A 16057-nucleotide genomic window follows, 5' to 3' on the forward strand; every position below is an offset into this window, starting at 1 on the left:
GAATAAACACCGGCACATACTATAGGGTATGTGCCGGCTTATACTGGGTTTCCGTCTTCTGGCCGGTTGATGCCACCATGAATACTGGCTTTTAGCCAAGTTGCGTAAACATCGGTAATAACAAAGACAGTTTGATCACTACTGCATTGGCGATATCCAGGAAGAAAGCACCGACCATCGGTACAATCAGAAACGCAACGTGAGATGGTCCGAAACGCTCGGTAATCGCTTGCATATTCGCAATTGCTGTTGGAGTTGCCCCCAAACCTAAACCACAATGCCCAGCAGCAAGAACGGCCGCATCATAATTCTTTCCCATAATCCGATAAGTGACAAATATGGCATACAGAGCCATGGTTAGCGTCTGCACCAATAAAATCGCCAACATCGGTAATGCCAGAGACGCCAATTCCCACAATCTCAGGCTCATCAGCGCGATTGCCAGAAAAAGGGAGAGGCTTACGTTACCGACTACGGAGACTGCACGGTCAAAAACCTGATAAAACCCGGTATAAGTGAGTAGATTACTAAGAATAACCCCGACAAATAAGACATAGACGAAGATCGGTAATTCAAATAGAGATCCCGCCAGTAACCCCGAGATATAGCGACCAGCCATCAAACAAATGGCAATCATGGCGATAGTTTCTACTAATACCAGCGCAGTGATCATCCGCCCTGACTGAGGTTTCTCGAAGGTTGTGGGTTGCAAGGCATCTTCGGCTCTGCCATTGGGAGTGGCGGAATGTTTAATGAGATAAAGGGCAATAGGGCCGGCGATCAAGCCACCTAATACCAAACCGAAAGTTGCGCAGGCCATGGCAACTTCCGTAGCATTACTTAAGCCATAATTCTCCGCAAATACGGCACTCCAAGCCGCACCGGTGCCATGCCCACCAGAAAGTGTTATGGTTCCCACCAGCAGCCCCATCAGTGGCTCCAGCCCCAGAATTTTGGCCATACCGATGCCAACCATATTTTGCAGTAACAGCAAACCAATAACGACCACAAAAAACTTTATCAATACCTTACCGCCAGCCCTTAAGCTTGCCAGATTCGCATTAAGGCCAATTGAGGCAAAAAAAGTCAGCATTAGCGGATCACGTAGTGATGTATCAAAGCTGGCTTCCCAACCGGTTGTCTGATGAATAAGCAGAAACAGTAATGCGAGCAGCAAACCACCCGCAATAGGTTCCGGGATAGCATATTTTTGTAGTAGAGGAATATTCTGGACACATTGCCTTCCTAGCAATAGCACCAGCGTTGCAGCAACGAGCGTACCATAAGCATCAAAGTGAAACATATCGAGGCCCCACACAGGTAAAATAGTGATCTGTTATTTAAGTTTTTTAAATAGGGCTAACAAACATATATTGGAGGATTCATGGTGACGCTCCTGATAACGGTGAGGCTAAGGAACTTTTTCGTGTAGGAATTCTATTAGCATAAAGAATAGCTAAATTAACGTTATCGCTTAATTAAAGCGTAGCACGACTTTCTTTTATCCTGTGTCTTTGGTGATGCTTTTCTGTATAACATGTTGTTTAAACAATAGATAATGGAATCTGGCATCACTTATTAGTTGCCTACCACCACAGAAAATAGCGGCTCGATATCATTATGAATTTGCTCCGAGCGATAAAGCCCGGAGCTTGTAATCTATTAGCTAATAAACTCAACGGCCCCGCCATTGAGATTATACATTGCGCCAACTATTTTAATTTTCCCCTCTTTCTCTAATCCATTGAGAATACTACTCCGGCTCCGTATTTCATTGATCGTATGCTGAACATTGGTTTTAGCAACGGCATCGACAAACTGATCATTTTTACCGGTTCTTTCTCCGTTAAATTGGGTTGCGTCAATTGCTGGCTTAATTTGATTTAACAAGCCGGTCAGATTACCGAGTTCTACGCCGTCGATTGCCCCCCGAACTGCGCCACACGAAGTATGCCCCAAGACCAGAACTACTTTTGCTCCCGCGGCCGCACAGGCAAACTCCATACTGCCCAATAAATCGTTATTGGCAATGTTACCGGCAATACGGGCATTAAACGTTTCACCAATCCCGGTATCAAAAAGAATTTCCGCCGGAGCCCGTGAGTCAATACAACTGAGAATAACCGCCGCGGGGAATTGACCTTCAGCACTGGCCCGTTTTTGAGCCAAATAATCATGCTGTTGCATCTTGCCTGCTCTAAAGCGGATATTCCCTTCTTTCATGCCAGCAATAATTTGCTCCGGAGTGAGTTTATCTCGCTCTTCACGCGTTAATGCTGCTGCGTAAGATATCCCTGGTGTGGCTAGAGTTAATCCACTGGCGATACCAAGCACCGACATTCCTACCGCAGTTTTTAATAGTGAGCGCCGTTGTTTGGAATGTTTAATATCTGATTGATTGATTGGGGGTTGTGACATGTTTATCTCCTCAAATATGATTTTTGGTACATTTTCATTTAGACACTATATGGAATAGCTGAATAGTGCTTATGAATGTAGCTTGCTATTGCTCAATAGTGAGCATTTCCAGATATTTCTTGTGGTATGAGTATCAATGAGTATCAATGAGTATCAATGAGTTAAGGAGAAAAACCCACGTGTGCGGGTTGGGGATATAAAGGCATTTAACGGCTAAACCCAATATTGTTATCAATTTAAGTTTTTCTTAAGTATCCATCATTACACTCCTTATTATCAGTAAAAGGAGCGATTATGAGCATGAATATTCAGGCACCTTACCAGTTGTTATTTGCTCAGAATGAGCAAGAAGAAAACGAACTGCAACAATATATTCAGCGGGAGTATAGCCGTGAGTTCAATGCCACTATCCCACATTTTTTACCTCATTTATTAGGACTGTATCGTGCCGATGGTGTCCTTATTGGTGCCTGTGGCTTGAATCGTGGTGATTTCGGGGCACTTTATCTTGAGCACTATTTGGACGCACCTATTGAGGTGGTCATTGCAACGCAAACAGGGCATTCAGTTTTACGTAATCGTTTGGTTGAAATAGGTAATTTTGCTTGTTCGGAATCGGGAAATGCACGAATTATGTTTGCGGCTATTTGCCGGTTGTTATGTGAGAACCAGCTTGATTACGTGGTGTTTACCGGTACCCGAAAATTACGCAATATTTTTCACCGATTGAATTTAAAACCACTGGAACTGGCCCCTGCGCTGGCAAATCGTCTCGGTGAAGAGGCTTTTGCATGGGGGGAATACTACCAGAGCCAACCCTGTGTGATGGTGGGGGACTTAAATCAGGGCCGCCAAGTGCTGAGTAAAACCAGCTTATTACTTTCCTTGTTTGCGCCAATGCCCAGCATTTTTACTTTTCAAAGGAGGACACAACGATGATCCTTTTTGAACAGTTGGCGAAAATGGCGGCGCAAGACCCTCTGCGCCCTGCATTGTGCGATAGTTATCAGGTGATTAACTACGGTGAATTACTGCCCAAAATAGCGGCATTGGCAGAGAGGTTCCGCCACCAGAAAATAGCGCGACTGGCACTCTTGCTGGATAACGGCATTGACTGGGCCATTATCGATTTGGCTTGCGCATTAGCCAATATTGTTATGATACCGGTGCCGGTTTTTTTCAGTAATGAACAGCAGAATTGGCTACTGGATAGTAGCGGTGCGGATGCTTTGATTGGCCCTGCACGCGCGGATTGGATAACTACCACATCATTTGAATACGCTCTGCAACGCCGCCAACCGATAGCGGTGCCCGAGTTACCACCGCATACCGCAAAAATCACTTATACATCGGGGACCACGAGCCATCCCAAAGGGGTATGCCTGAGTTGGGATCATCAGATGCAAGTCAGTCTATCGCTTATCGACAGAGTGGCTCCTGCCAATGTTGAACAGCATCTGACATTGCTGCCCCTTTCAACATTACTTGAAAACATTACCGGACTGTATGTTCCGCTGTTAAGCGGGGCATGTAGCCGTATACCGCCGCTTGCTGAAGTGGGTTTTACCGGCTCCAGCCAATTCTCCTATCAGATCCTTGCCCAAGCAATTCAACAGTGGCGCCCGCACAGCTTGGTACTGGTACCCGAGCTATTACGCTTGTTGGTGATGTTATGTGCCATAAATCCAGATCTGACACAGAGTTTACGTTTTGTTGCTGTTGGCGGGGGCAAGGTTGCCACGGATTTAGTGGCTAAATCACATCAATTAGGATTGCCGGTTTATGAAGGATATGGGTTATCAGAATGTGGTTCGGTGGTTGCCCTAAATACGCAGGGGGATATGTTGCCCGGCTCAGTGGGTAAACCATTAGCGCATTGTCAGATAAGCATCGCGCAAGATGGGGAAATTCTGATTTCTGGTTCGACAATGCTTGGCTATTTGGGCGAGCCGGCACCGGCACAAGCTGTGACGACTGGTGATCTTGGGCATTTTGATAACCAAGGTTTTCTGCATATTACTGGCCGTAAAAAGAATGTTCAGATTACAGCATTTGGTCGGAATTTTTCCCCAGAATGGGTTGAAGCCGAAGCCCAAGTTTTTCCGGCGATATCTCGTATTGTCATCTTTGGTGATGGGTTAACCGCCAATGTCGCCTTGATCCAACCGACACCCGGTTATGAAAATAGTCTTGCAGATCAAATAGCTCAACTTAATAGACGGCTGCCTGATTACGCACAGGTTCACCATTATCTTCTGGCCCAGCTAAGTGTAGAAAACGGGTTATTAACCAATAACGGGCGTCCGAAAAGGCAGCAAATTCTGTCCGAGTATCACCTCCGTATCGATCAATTAATTGCAGGGGGTAGGGTATGAATTTCTATCAACAATTACAGCATGATACTGCGGCGGATAGAGAGAAACTCCTTTCTGCTCCGGTTATAGAGGCTTGTCGTAGTGGGAATATTAACGCCGAAATGTATATCGCCTTTTTGACCCAGGCTTTCTATCACGTTAGCCATACCGTCCCTTTACTGATGACGGCGGGTGGCCGGATGAGCTCAGAGTATGAGTGGGTTCGCGGTGCTATCGCCGAATATATTGATGAAGAATATGGGCACCAGGAATGGATATTAAATGATATTCGCACTTGTGGCGGTGATGCGCAGGCCGTTCGTCATGGTCAGCCAGTATTGGCGATAGAGTTAATGATAGCGTTTCTCTACGATCATGCCTCCCGCCTTAACCCGATGGGTATTTTTGGTATGGTGCACGTCCTGGAAGGGACCAGTGTTGCTATCGCAACAACGGTTGCCCAACAGCTCAAACAAGGGCTGGGGTTACCGGAAAAAGCCACGAGTTACCTCAGTTCACACGGTGAACTGGATAAAGAACATCTGACTTTTTTTGAATCATTAATGAACCAGGTTGAAAAAGTCGAAGATCGTGCGGCGATTATTCATTCTGCCAAGGTGGTTTACCAGCTTTATGGGGACATGCTGCGTGGCCTGATGGATCAACCGCAATGAAACTCAATAATAGCCGAGTTCTACTGACCGGGGCCAGTGGCGGTATTGGCCGGGCACTGGCCCATGCATTGGCGAAACAGGGCGCGTGTTTGATATTGCACGGGCGCAATGAAATTGCCCTTACACAGCTTTTGAATGCATTACCTAATCCCGAGGATCATCAAGTATGGGTAGCCGACCTTTGTGACTCGGCGGCATTGGCAAAACAGGTTGAAGTGCTTATGGATCAACCCAGCATTGATATTTTAATCAATAATGCTGGCACCAATCACTTTGCGTGGCTTGAGGATCAAAGTGAGCAACAGATAGTACAGCAGTTATCACTGAATATTCAGGCGCCGATATTACTGACTCGAGCTTTACTACCCTATATCAGTAATCCCGGCATTATTATGAATATTGGTTCCAGCTTTGGCAGTATTGGTTATGCCGGATATAGCGTGTATTGCGCCAGTAAATTCGCCCTTCGTGGCTTTAGTGAGGCACTGGCCCGGGAATTAAGCGGTTCGGCCATCAATGTTCTTTATTTTGCGCCTCGAGCCACACAAACCACGCTTAATTCAACGGCTGTTTATGCCATGAATGCAGAGTTGGGGACAAAAAGTGACAGTGCCGAGTTTGTAGCAAAACAGGCCGTTATTGCACTGAATAAAGAAGTAACACGGCGCTGGCTTGGCTGGCCGGAGCGGTTCTTTGTCAAATTAAACGCAATTTTCCCCGGCGTTGTTGATAAAGCGCTCGCGAAGCAACACGCTATTATTGCCCGCTATGCACATGCATCCAGTGATAAGAAGGATTCGCAATGAAGACGTTAGTGTTGTTACTCACCTTTTTTGGCAGTACCGCTGTTTATGCCCAGAGTGAGTTGGTCGATATCCAGAATCAATGGGCTGTTTGCCAATATCAGGTGGCGGCAAAACTGAAAGAGTCCTGTCTGGAAAAACTCAGCGCTGTTGCAGATAAAGCCAGTTCGGCCAACGGATCACGTGCTGATCTATTAATTTGGTCTGCTATCGTTAAAAGCAGTTGGGCAGGAGAAAAGGGGGGGCTGGGAGCGTTGGATTTGGTTAAGGACGCGAAAGTTAAGCTGGAGCTGGCAATAAAACTCGATGCTAATGCGTTGGATGGATCTGCTTATACCAGCCTCGGAACCCTCTATTATCAGGTTCCCGGTTGGCCCATTGGTTTTGGCGATAAAAAACAAGCCGAACTGCTGTTAAAAAAAGCGTTGCAGGTGAATCCAACCGGTATAGATCCCAACTATTTCTATGGTGATTTCTTGCTGGAGCAAGGGCGCAAAGCGGATGCAAAAGGCTATTTACAAAAAGCACTGGCGGCCCCAGCACGTTCAGGCCGAGAATTGGCAGATAAAGGCCGTCATCAGGACATTCAACAGCGACTTGATAAACTCTGAAGTTTCACTCTAAAAGGTAGCGCCACGATGCACAGAGAACGGCATAGTATCGAAAAGATAGGCTGGCTGCGGGCCGCAGTTCTTGGCGCTAATGATGGGATTGTCTCTACCGCAAGTTTGTTATTGGGTGTCGCGTCAGCCAATGCCACACATCAAAGTATTCTTTTGACCGGCATTGCAGGTCTGGTTGCGGGTGCGATGTCGATGGCAACAGGGGAATATGTCTCGGTATCTTCTCAGTCAGATACAGAAAAGGCCGCATTGGCGGAAGAGCAAGCAGAACTGAACGCCGATTTTCAAGGTGAATATCGTGAGTTAACCTCGATTTATGTTCATCGCGGCCTTGATGTAGCACTGGCCAAGCAAGTGGCTGAAAAACTGATGAGCCATGATGCGTTAGGTGCTCACGCCCGTGATGAATTGGGGATATCTGAAATCACTACCGCTCGCCCATTACAAGCGGCCTGGGCTTCTGCGATGAGCTTCTCAGCGGGCGCAATACTGCCCTTGTTGGTGGCGTTTATTGTCACGGCTGACTGGGCAATTCCAGCCATTAGCCTGTCAGCATTGGCTTCTCTGGCTATTCTGGGGGGGATTGCCGCGAAAGCAGGCGGAGCGCCAATATGGCCAGGTATTATTCGAATTACCTTCTGGAGTGCGCTTGCGATGGGGGTATCATCGGGGGTTGGCATGCTATTTGGTTCAGTCACAAGCTGAAATCAGAATAGGGCGGTTCTGACAAGTAATCCTGATAATAGAACGTTTCATTTCAGCTAGTTAAAAGAGTTATTGGGTAACAGATACATCTTCCTCTGCTGCGAATTGGCTTAACATGTAGAAAGCTGCATCAGCCTAATTTCACCACCGTAATCCCTTTCTTCGTTTCTTGCTCAAACTTGTACAATTATTATTTTCTTGTACAAGTTTGTATTAACCCGCTATGGTTAATCTATAGGTGTTTTCGGCAAGGTAAATGGCATGGCGACATACAGTATCAGTGAGGTGGCGCAACTTTGTGGTATTAATCCAGTAACACTGCGTGCCTGGCAACGGCGTTATGGCTTGTTAAAACCACAACGTACTGAAGGTGGCCATCGGCAGTTCAATGACGACGATATTGTCCGTATCCGCACTATTGTGCGCTGGATAGAACGCGGCGTCCCGGTTAGCCAGATCAAACCTTTACTCGACGGTGGCACAGCACCTGACGACAGCACTAACTGGGTAACACTGCAACAACAGTTACTGGCGCTGATTCAGGCTCCCGCACCGCATAAACTCCGTAGCCGTATCTTTGAATTAGGGCGCGAATATCCACCTCAGGCCCTGATTGAATATGTGCTAAGACCATTACGTTCACAGCTTAAGAATGAACATCAATTGCTGCACATGCTGAGTCGTCTGCTGGATGGCGTGATCATTGAATACGCGACTTTTTGTATGCTGGGTGCACGTAAGAAGCCAGGCGAGAATGTATTACTACTGGGATGGGGAAACATCGATCCTACCGAGTTGTGGATGGCCGCCATCGTTCTGGCGAAAAACAATATGCATATCGATATTTTGCCGGGATCGCTGGAAGCTCCGCAATTGGCTATGTTTAAGGCCGAACGCTACTTTCTCTGCACCGATGGCGTACTCAATACTGCCAAGCGGCGGCAATTAGCAGCTTGGTGCGATGCAGGCTTGAATATTACGCTTATCGATAACCATGCTCTGCTAATCCTTGCTTCGGAGCACTACCATGAGTAACGCTGAAGCACTGCTGGCACGTTTTTCACAATTCTATACCACGTTGGATACAGCACGTCTGGTCGAGCTATCTGATGTTTATCATCGCGATATCCACTTTATCGATCCCGTCGGAGAACATCAGGGATTGAGTTCACTTGAAGTTTATTTTCAATTGCTGCTCAGTAACTTAAGCACTTGTAGCTTTACCCTCACTGACATTCAGCACCATGACCAACAAGCCTCTGTGTGCTGGCATATGACTTATGCCCATCCCCGTCTGCGCCGTGGCAGCTTGCTCAGTTTAGAGGGTATCAGCCAGTTACGCTTTGCTGAACAGCGGGTCATCTATCAGCGTGATTACTACGATCTGGGTGCCATGCTGTATGAACATATACCGCTGCTCGGCGGGATTGTTGTCAAATTGAAGAAGAGGCTACAAGCATGAAACACGTGGTGATCACCGGAGCCAGTTCCGGTATTGGGCAGCAATTGGCGCTCGATTATGCCGCCGAGGGCTGGCAGGTGACCGCCTGTGGACGTGATGAAGCCCGGTTGATGGCACTTGGCGCGCATGATTCGGCAATTACGGCGCGTCATTTCGACATAACCGATTTGTCTGCTACGCGTAGCGCGTTGGCGCAATGTCCGGCCGATCTGGTTATTTTGTGTGCTGGAACCTGTGAATACCTTGATAACGGTGTCGTAGAGGCTGAACGGGTTGCACGGGTGCTTAATACTAATTTTCTTGGTCCGATCAATTGCTTAGATGCCCTGTTACCACAACTGTCGTCCGGGAGCAGGATCGCATTGGTGGGGTCAACAGCCAGCATCATCCCCATGTCGCGCGCAGAAGCTTATGGTGCCTCAAAAGCTGCACTTGCCTATTTTGCCCGCAGCCTGGCCGTGGATTTGGCAAAATCCGGTATTAATGTTTCGCTGATATTACCCGGTTTTGTTGCCACACCGCTGACTGACCGCAACGATTTTGCCATGCCGATGATAATCACCCCTAAGCAGGCTTCGCACTATATTCGCCGTGGTCTGGCAAAAGGGGCCGCTGAAATTGCTTTTCCCCCACTGTTCGCCGCGCTGTTACGACTAACAGCTCTACTTCCACAAGCTCTACAACGCTGGCTTGCCAAGCGTTTGGTGAGGTAATCCAATGAGAATTGCCATTATCGGCAGCGGGGTTTCCGGTTTAACCTGTGCATGGAAGTTAGCTAAAAAACATCAGGTTACACTGTTTGAAGCCAATGATTATCCCGGTGGGCATACCGCGACCGTGGACGTCACGCTGGAAGGGCGCAGCTACGCTATCGATACCGGATTTATCGTCTATAACGAGCGGACCTATCCGCAATTTATTGCTCTGTTGGCTGAATTGGGCATCAGTGGGCAAGCCACGGAGATGAGCTTCTCGGTTACGCATCCTCGCAGTGGACTGGAGTACAACGGCCATACGCTCAATACTCTATTTGCCCAACGCCGTAACCTGCTGAATCCACGCTTTTATCGCCTACTGGCAGAGATTATGCGTTTCAATCGCCAATGTAAGAAAAACCTGGCGAATGGTGGTATTGCGGCTCAAACGGTGGACGATTTTCTGCAACAGGAAGGTTTTTCCCCCTATTTTGCCCAGCATTATTTGTTACCGATGGGGGCCGCTATTTGGTCTTCTTCAATGACTGATATGCGCCAGTTTCCATTAGCACTGTTTTTGCGCTTTTTCGATCACCACGGTCTGTTAGACATCACCAACCGCCCACAATGGTTTGTAGTGCCAGGCGGCTCGCGTGAATATGTGCGCCGCATGTTGGCCATAATGGCAGACAACCTGACATTGCACCTGAATATGCCAGTCCTGCGGGTTGAACGCCAACCACAAGGGGTGATACTTCATAGCGCCTTGGGGCAACAACATTTTGATCAGGTGATTTTTGCCTGCCATGCCGATCAGGCACTGCGTCTTCTGGCCGATGCCAGCCCGCAGGAGCAACGTGTTTTAGCTCAGTTGGGCTATCAAGCGAATGAAGTCATCCTGCATACCGATATTCGTCTGCTGCCACGCCAACGCCGTGCCTGGGCCAGTTGGAATTATCGCTTACCAGCCAGCGACGAGCATGCAGAGAATCAACTCGCCAGCGTGACTTACAACATGAATATTCTGCAAGGCTTGGATGCGCCACAGACCTTTTGTATCACACTCAACCCACAGCAACCGATTGAACCGGCGCTAATTCTGCGCCAGTTTAGTTATCACCACCCGGTATTCAATCAGACTACTGTACTGGCACAACGGCAGCGTTCGCTGATAAACGGGCAGCACAATACCTGGTTCTGCGGCGCTTACTGGTATAACGGATTCCACGAGGATGGGGTACGCAGTGCGCTGGACGTCACGCAGGTTTTGTTGCAGGAGAACGCCGCATGAATAGCGCCCTTTATGTAGGACATGTGCGCCATCGTCGCTTCAGCCCGGTCCAACACAGCTTTGATTACCAAATCTTCATGCCGTTGATTGATCTTGATGAACTGACACAATTGCCCGCGCTGGGTATTGCGTTGGAACGCTTTGCCCCAGCGTCGTTTTATCGTGGCGATTATCTGGGTGGTGGCGATATTAAACACAAAGCGCAGCAACGTATTGCACAATTGACCGGCGAAAAGTTGAATGGCCGCGTTATGCTGTTGTGCCAGTTGCGCTATCTGGGATGTTACTTCAATCCCGTCAACTTTTACTATTTGTATAACGATGATGACAAACTGTGTTGGTTGTTGGCCGAAGTTCGTAATACCCCGTGGAATGAACGCCATACCTATGCCGTAAATCCAGAAGGTACCTCAACCATAGATAAAGTTTTTCATGTATCACCGTTTAACCCGATGGACATGACCTACCACTGGCGGCTCTCTGCCCCCGCACAGAGACTGCGCATTCATATCGAAAATCACCGTGTCAGCCGCGAATTTGACGCGACATTACTGCTTTATCGACACCCTCTAACGCGGGCAACGTTGCGCCGACAGTTATGGCTTCTGCCTCTAATGACACTGAAAACTGCCACCGCCATTTACTGGCAAGCACTGAAGTTATGGCTGAAACGCACCCCTATTTACCCTCACCCCGCCACCGGCGGCAAGGATGAACGATGAGTTCCTCAGAATACACCCTCGCCGATAGCACCCCTTTTTCGGGTCACAATAAAGGTGCTCGTCGCATTATTTTTACCTTGCTACAGCAGTTGCAAGGGGGCGGATTATTGCTGCGTGAAGCAGGTGTCGGTGAAATCCAGTTTGGTGATACCCAAGCTCCGCTACAGGCTGAAATCGAGGTTTATGATCCCCGAGTTTACCGCCGAATACTGTTGGGTGGCAGCATTGCTGGTGGAGAAAGCTACATTGACGGTTATTGGAGCAGTCCTGATCTAACTCGCCTGCTTCAGTTGCTGGCCAGTAACATGCAGTTGGTCGATAAGATGGAGGCCCGTTTAAGTTGGCTGACCGCCCCTTGGCATCGGCTGGTGCACCTGCTACGTGATAATAGTCGGCGGCAGGCACGGCGAAATATTGCCGCACATTACGATCTGGGTAACCGCTTCTATCAGCAGTTTCTCGACAGTGAAATGCTTTATTCCAGCGCGTTGTACAGTGAAACGGAGATGACATTGGAACAGGCGCAACAGGCTAAAATGCGTCGCTTGTGCCAACAGTTAGATCTGCAACCACAAGATCATCTGTTGGAGATCGGTACTGGGTGGGGAGCGCTGGCGGAATTTGCCGCGCGTGAGTATGGCTGCCGCGTCACCACCACGACTATCTCGCAGGAACAGTACGTTTATGCCCAACAGCGTATTAAGCAAGCTGGATTAGAGGATCGCGTTACTCTGTTGTTTGAGGATTACCGTGAGCTGACGGGGCAATATGACAAACTGGTCTCGGTCGAAATGATCGAAGCCGTAGGCAAACGTTTTCTGCCTCTATTTATCAAATGTTGCCAGCAGTTACTGAAACCTAAAGGCAAAATGGTGTTACAGGTGATCACCATTACTGACCAGCGTTATCAGCAATACAGCAGCAATGTGGATTTTATCCAGCGTTACGTCTTCCCCGGAGGCTTCTTGCCATCGATAACCGCGCTGTGCGATACCCTCACACGCCATAGCGATCTGGTGATGTGTGACCTATTCGATATTGGCCGTGACTATGCCCGCACGCTGCAACAATGGCGTGAGCGTTTTGAGCAGAATTGGCCTTTATTACAGAATCAGGGATTTGACGAACGTTTTCAGCGCCAGTGGCGATTTTACCTGTGCTATTGCGAAGCTGGTTTTCTGGCGCGATCCATCAGCACCGTACAACTGAGTGCTGAGCGTCGATGAGATTGGGCACCGGATTTTGGCTAACCACGCTCGGTTTTGATGCCTATTGGACGCTGGCCATTATTTGGCGTGAACAAGTAATGCTTTTTCTACTTCTAGGCGCTGCGCTGGCACTGATATTTACCCCGCGGCAACAGCGTATATGGGTCCTGTTAGCGGCGCTACTGGGTATTACCATGGATGCGTTTTGGTGCTATCTCGATATCTTTAAATTTGCTGGCGGGGGCGGTGTTCCCATATGGATGTGCGCATTGTGGCTTACTTTCACTAGCTGGTTTTATTGGCTACTGAGACGGATTATCCCGACGGTGAAAACAGTTGTGTTGTTAGGTGCGCTTACCGGCCCACTAGCCTATGTCATCGGCTGGAAATTGAATGCGATGACCCCACAAATCGCACCTGAAATGATGATCCTCACCCTATCTTTAGGGTGGGCTATTTATCTGCCAGTTGTCAGTTGGCCAATACTACGCAGGAGAATTGAATGAAGATGCTGTTAACTTTTCTTCTTTGTCTGAGTACTCAGGTGGCACAGGCCAGCGATTGGAGCACGTGGCCGACGGTAGGCAGTGCCACGCTACGTTGGGGGCCCTTTGATATTTATTTTTCAGTATTGCGTACACCGAGCGGACGCTATGAGGAGGGGGGATGGCCGCAGGCACTGAGTATTAACTATCAGCGTTCTATTACCCAAGAAGAGCTGGTGAACGCTACACAAGAACAATGGCAAGCCATGAAAATCAGCGTGTCTGCAGCACAGCAGCAGCGTTGGCTCAAGCAGATAGCGACGATATGGCCGGCAGTAACCTCTGGCAGCCAACTCACTTTCGTGGGTGATAATACTGGCGGACAATTTTATTATCGCGCGCCATCTAATCCATATATTAAGCCGATTGGTGATCGTTTCGACCGTGCTTTCCGAGATGCATTTCTCGCTATCTGGTTGTCACCGACGACACAATATCCTGACTTGCGGCAACAATTGACTGGAGGTATCTGATGAATATCAAAAGCCTGTTACTGGCTTTCCTGTTTGTACTGGCTGGATGCAGTGCAGATATCAATGACTATCAAAACAATAAACCTACTTTCGATTTGTTCGGCTACTTCAGCGGTGAAACCCGCGCCTGGGGAATGTTGCAGAATTATCAGAATAAACAGACTCGCCGTTTTGAGGTGGTTATCCAGGGCGATGTTGTCGGCAATACCCTGACGCTCAACGAGAAGTTTGTTTTTGCTGATGGCGAGCGCCAGACCCGAATCTGGCGCATCATCAGAAACGCTGATGGCAGCTATCAGGGGACGGCAGGGGATATCATTGGCGTGGCCCATGGTTATACCGCAGGTAATGCTTTCAACTGGCGTTATGATATGGACGTGAAAACAGAGAACGGCAGCATAAAACTACACTTTGATGACTGGCTATATCGCCAGGATGATACCCATTTGTTCAACCAGACATCACTGCGCAAATTTGGTGTTGAAGTCGCCAAAGTGACACTGTTTTTTGAAAAGAAAAGCTAACGTTCTGTTGTTGGGTGCAATAATTCATCGAGTAAAGTATGTGAAGAGGAGATTTAACGATGAAAGGAGCGATTCAATTTATTAATATTTTCGCCATGGTGTTGTGATTGATCCTGTCGCGTAAATAACAACGATGACGAATCTCGATGAGAGCGTTTGTTATTCTCAATAGCGTATAACATTATCTCAATTTCACTGATGTTAACATCGCGATTAATTTCATCGTTTATCAGCGATAGCCCCCGTTATGGTCAGATAAAATGATAAATAAAGCCTATTATTCAATTGAATCTTAATACTACGACGTACTGAATTATGTGCTTTACTTAGAGTAGTCATTGTATTTAATGAGGTTACAGTCAGTTATTCATCGGGCTTTTGGGTCGCTAATGTGGCTGTTCTAAGCCCGTCATCAATACACAATTTCTATTTTTATTTGCCGAATCTGCGAAATAAAAACCAAAAAGGAAGGTTGTATTATCATGACTCAGATTTTCACTTTAACATTATCCCCTTCGCTAGACAGCGCAACAACGACGCCCAAAATCTACCCTGAAGGAAAACTACGTTGCACGGCACCTATTTTTGAGCCGGGTGGTGGCGGTATTAATGTCGCTCGTGCTGTTGTTTATCTTGGTGGTCAAGCTCATGCAATTTTTCCTATTGCTGGCCCTACAGGGGAGCACTTGAAAGAATTGCTTGATCGGGAAGGTATTGAGACGAAAACGCTGAAAACGCAGGATTGGACACGGCAGAACATGCATGTCCACGTAGACAACAGTGGTGAACAGTATCGTTTTGTTATGCCAGGGGCACGATTGAGTGATGCTGAGTTTGATCTACTGGTACTACAAGTGCAAAACATCCCTTCAGAATCGATTTTGGTTATTAGCGGTAGTTTGCCGCCAGGTACTGGTATTGAAAAATTAGTTCACCTGATTCAGCAGGCTAAAGCTATGGGATTGCAGTGCATCATTGATAGCTCTGGCGATGCATTAAAAGCGAGCTTAGATTTGGGGGGGATTGCCTTGGTAAAACCTAATCAGAATGAGCTATCGGCCCTTATAGGGCGGGAGTTGAAGCATCCTGATGATGTACGCCATGCTGCTAAGGAGTTGGTTAACCGTGGCGCTGCCGAGCGAGTCGTGGTGTCGCTTGGGCCACAGGGAGCATTGGCAGTCGATCGTGATAACTGGGTACAAATCGTTCCCCCGCCGGTGAAGAAGATGAGTACCGTTGGGGCAGGGGACAGTATGGTTGGCGCAATGACGCTGAAACTGGCAAAGGGTGCAGACCTGTTTGAGATTGTACGTTTTGGTGTTGCAGCAGGTAGCGCGGCAACACTTAATCTTGGCACTCGCCTTTGTTCATTGGAAGATACTCAACGCCTGTATGACTATATTTGTAAGAGTTCGCATCATCCTATCAGTTGGTAATGAACCGGATACCAGCTCGTGGCCTGGATGCGTGGGCAACGCGTTTAGCTAACAAAGAAAATCCGCAACGAACTGAACTCAATGCCCTAAATATTTGGGGCATTTTTAGGGCTGAAAATGGGTT

General features: G+C 47.9%; 18 protein-coding genes. 16 read left to right on the forward strand and 2 right to left on the reverse strand.

From position 1 onward, the window contains the following. Nucleotides 1–91: 91 nt before the first annotated feature. Nucleotides 92–1303 (reverse strand): sodium/glutamate symporter, encoded by a 1212-nt coding sequence (gene gltS / locus V1953_RS03325; protein ID WP_372569607.1) that lies wholly within the window; start codon nucleotides 1301–1303, stop codon nucleotides 92–94. A gap of 359 nt (nucleotides 1304–1662) precedes the next feature. After that, nucleotides 1663–2418, reverse strand: coding sequence for a carbonic anhydrase (locus tag V1953_RS03330; RefSeq protein ID WP_083162603.1), 756 nt, complete (start codon nucleotides 2416–2418; stop codon nucleotides 1663–1665). Between the two features lie 294 nt (nucleotides 2419–2712). Between V1953_RS03330 and V1953_RS03335 the strand changes: the two genes are divergently transcribed. The 16 genes from V1953_RS03335 (at nucleotide 2713) to pfkB (ending at nucleotide 15933) form a co-directional block, all read left to right on the forward strand. Continuing rightward, nucleotides 2713–3357 (forward strand): thermostable hemolysin, encoded by a 645-nt coding sequence (locus tag V1953_RS03335; protein WP_083162605.1) that lies wholly within the window; start codon nucleotides 2713–2715, stop codon nucleotides 3355–3357. Continuing rightward, nucleotides 3354–4793 (forward strand): AMP-dependent synthetase/ligase, encoded by a 1440-nt coding sequence (locus tag V1953_RS03340; RefSeq protein ID WP_372569606.1) that lies wholly within the window; start codon nucleotides 3354–3356, stop codon nucleotides 4791–4793. Before V1953_RS03335 ends, V1953_RS03340 begins: the two co-directional genes overlap by 4 nt. Then, nucleotides 4790–5446, forward strand: a complete 657-nt coding sequence (locus V1953_RS03345) for a TenA family transcriptional regulator (protein ID WP_083162609.1) — start codon at nucleotides 4790–4792, stop codon at nucleotides 5444–5446. Before V1953_RS03340 ends, V1953_RS03345 begins: the two co-directional genes overlap by 4 nt. Continuing rightward, the gene (locus tag V1953_RS03350) at nucleotides 5443–6252 is read left to right on the forward strand and encodes an SDR family oxidoreductase (protein WP_442850651.1); all 810 of its coding nucleotides are present in this window, start codon (nucleotides 5443–5445) and stop codon (nucleotides 6250–6252) included. The genes V1953_RS03345 and V1953_RS03350 overlap by 4 nt, the downstream gene beginning before the upstream one ends. Beyond that, nucleotides 6249–6860 carry a tetratricopeptide repeat protein gene (locus V1953_RS03355; RefSeq protein ID WP_442850652.1) on the forward strand — a complete coding sequence of 204 codons (612 nt, stop codon included), beginning with the start codon at nucleotides 6249–6251 and terminating at the stop codon, nucleotides 6858–6860. Before V1953_RS03350 ends, V1953_RS03355 begins: the two co-directional genes overlap by 4 nt. Nucleotides 6861–6887: 27 nt before the next feature. Then, a complete protein-coding gene (locus tag V1953_RS03360) occupies nucleotides 6888–7577 on the forward strand; it encodes a VIT1/CCC1 transporter family protein (protein ID WP_083162615.1) in 690 nt (229 codons plus the stop codon). A gap of 261 nt (nucleotides 7578–7838) precedes the next feature. Beyond that, complete coding sequence (locus V1953_RS03365; RefSeq protein WP_442847562.1) at nucleotides 7839–8612, forward strand: MerR family transcriptional regulator; 774 nt, start codon at nucleotides 7839–7841, stop codon at nucleotides 8610–8612. Next, nucleotides 8605–9039, forward strand: coding sequence for a nuclear transport factor 2 family protein (locus V1953_RS03370; RefSeq protein WP_083162619.1), 435 nt, complete (start codon nucleotides 8605–8607; stop codon nucleotides 9037–9039). Before V1953_RS03365 ends, V1953_RS03370 begins: the two co-directional genes overlap by 8 nt. Then, nucleotides 9036–9752: an SDR family NAD(P)-dependent oxidoreductase gene (locus V1953_RS03375; RefSeq protein WP_442850653.1), complete on the forward strand. Its 717-nt coding sequence runs from the start codon at nucleotides 9036–9038 to the stop codon at nucleotides 9750–9752. The genes V1953_RS03370 and V1953_RS03375 overlap by 4 nt, the downstream gene beginning before the upstream one ends. 4 nt (nucleotides 9753–9756) lie before the next feature. Beyond that, complete coding sequence (locus V1953_RS03380) at nucleotides 9757–11025, forward strand: NAD(P)/FAD-dependent oxidoreductase (protein ID WP_442850654.1); 1269 nt, start codon at nucleotides 9757–9759, stop codon at nucleotides 11023–11025. Further along, on the forward strand, nucleotides 11022–11747 hold the full coding sequence (locus V1953_RS03385) for a DUF1365 domain-containing protein (protein WP_442850655.1): 726 nt from the start codon (nucleotides 11022–11024) through the stop codon (nucleotides 11745–11747). The genes V1953_RS03380 and V1953_RS03385 overlap by 4 nt, the downstream gene beginning before the upstream one ends. Then, nucleotides 11744–12973: a class I SAM-dependent methyltransferase gene (locus V1953_RS03390; RefSeq protein WP_083162626.1), complete on the forward strand. Its 1230-nt coding sequence runs from the start codon at nucleotides 11744–11746 to the stop codon at nucleotides 12971–12973. Before V1953_RS03385 ends, V1953_RS03390 begins: the two co-directional genes overlap by 4 nt. Beyond that, nucleotides 12970–13461, forward strand: coding sequence for a DUF2878 domain-containing protein (locus V1953_RS03395; protein ID WP_083162628.1), 492 nt, complete (start codon nucleotides 12970–12972; stop codon nucleotides 13459–13461). Before V1953_RS03390 ends, V1953_RS03395 begins: the two co-directional genes overlap by 4 nt. Continuing rightward, nucleotides 13458–13973, forward strand: coding sequence for a hypothetical protein (locus V1953_RS03400; protein WP_193784779.1), 516 nt, complete (start codon nucleotides 13458–13460; stop codon nucleotides 13971–13973). The genes V1953_RS03395 and V1953_RS03400 overlap by 4 nt, the downstream gene beginning before the upstream one ends. Then, nucleotides 13973–14497, forward strand: a complete 525-nt coding sequence (locus V1953_RS03405; protein WP_442820518.1) for a DUF3833 domain-containing protein — start codon at nucleotides 13973–13975, stop codon at nucleotides 14495–14497. Before V1953_RS03400 ends, V1953_RS03405 begins: the two co-directional genes overlap by 1 nt. A gap of 482 nt (nucleotides 14498–14979) precedes the next feature. Further along, nucleotides 14980–15933 carry a 6-phosphofructokinase II gene (gene pfkB, locus V1953_RS03410; protein ID WP_442850656.1) on the forward strand — a complete coding sequence of 318 codons (954 nt, stop codon included), beginning with the start codon at nucleotides 14980–14982 and terminating at the stop codon, nucleotides 15931–15933. Nucleotides 15934–16057 lie beyond the last annotated feature (124 nt).

The sequence above is a fragment of the Yersinia sp. 2541 StPb PI genome (genome assembly GCF_052217145.1).
Lineage (GTDB): Bacteria > Pseudomonadota > Gammaproteobacteria > Enterobacterales > Enterobacteriaceae > Yersinia > Yersinia enterocolitica_E.

What these genes read in the sequence shown, in the direction of transcription:
- V1953_RS03395 (WP_083162628.1), top strand. Translation starts at nt 12,970, where the DNA reads ATGAGATTGGGCACCGGATTTTGGCTAACCACGCTCGGTTTTGATGCC.
- V1953_RS03400 (WP_193784779.1), top strand. Translation starts at nt 13,458, where the DNA reads ATGAAGATGCTGTTAACTTTTCTTCTTTGTCTGAGTACTCAGGTGGCA.
- pfkB (WP_442850656.1), top strand. Translation starts at nt 14,980, where the DNA reads ATGACTCAGATTTTCACTTTAACATTATCCCCTTCGCTAGACAGCGCA.
- V1953_RS03405 (WP_442820518.1), top strand. Translation starts at nt 13,973, where the DNA reads ATGAATATCAAAAGCCTGTTACTGGCTTTCCTGTTTGTACTGGCTGGA.
- V1953_RS03340 (WP_372569606.1), top strand. Translation starts at nt 3,354, where the DNA reads ATGATCCTTTTTGAACAGTTGGCGAAAATGGCGGCGCAAGACCCTCTG.
- V1953_RS03330 (WP_083162603.1), bottom strand. Translation starts at nt 2,418, where the DNA reads ATGTCACAACCCCCAATCAATCAATCAGATATTAAACATTCCAAACAA.
- V1953_RS03355 (WP_442850652.1), top strand. Translation starts at nt 6,249, where the DNA reads ATGAAGACGTTAGTGTTGTTACTCACCTTTTTTGGCAGTACCGCTGTT.
- V1953_RS03365 (WP_442847562.1), top strand. Translation starts at nt 7,839, where the DNA reads ATGGCGACATACAGTATCAGTGAGGTGGCGCAACTTTGTGGTATTAAT.
- V1953_RS03390 (WP_083162626.1), top strand. Translation starts at nt 11,744, where the DNA reads ATGAGTTCCTCAGAATACACCCTCGCCGATAGCACCCCTTTTTCGGGT.
- gltS (WP_372569607.1), bottom strand. Translation starts at nt 1,303, where the DNA reads ATGTTTCACTTTGATGCTTATGGTACGCTCGTTGCTGCAACGCTGGTG.
- V1953_RS03385 (WP_442850655.1), top strand. Translation starts at nt 11,022, where the DNA reads ATGAATAGCGCCCTTTATGTAGGACATGTGCGCCATCGTCGCTTCAGC.
- V1953_RS03350 (WP_442850651.1), top strand. Translation starts at nt 5,443, where the DNA reads ATGAAACTCAATAATAGCCGAGTTCTACTGACCGGGGCCAGTGGCGGT.
- V1953_RS03370 (WP_083162619.1), top strand. Translation starts at nt 8,605, where the DNA reads ATGAGTAACGCTGAAGCACTGCTGGCACGTTTTTCACAATTCTATACC.
- V1953_RS03360 (WP_083162615.1), top strand. Translation starts at nt 6,888, where the DNA reads ATGCACAGAGAACGGCATAGTATCGAAAAGATAGGCTGGCTGCGGGCC.
- V1953_RS03375 (WP_442850653.1), top strand. Translation starts at nt 9,036, where the DNA reads ATGAAACACGTGGTGATCACCGGAGCCAGTTCCGGTATTGGGCAGCAA.
- V1953_RS03345 (WP_083162609.1), top strand. Translation starts at nt 4,790, where the DNA reads ATGAATTTCTATCAACAATTACAGCATGATACTGCGGCGGATAGAGAG.
- V1953_RS03380 (WP_442850654.1), top strand. Translation starts at nt 9,757, where the DNA reads ATGAGAATTGCCATTATCGGCAGCGGGGTTTCCGGTTTAACCTGTGCA.
- V1953_RS03335 (WP_083162605.1), top strand. Translation starts at nt 2,713, where the DNA reads ATGAGCATGAATATTCAGGCACCTTACCAGTTGTTATTTGCTCAGAAT.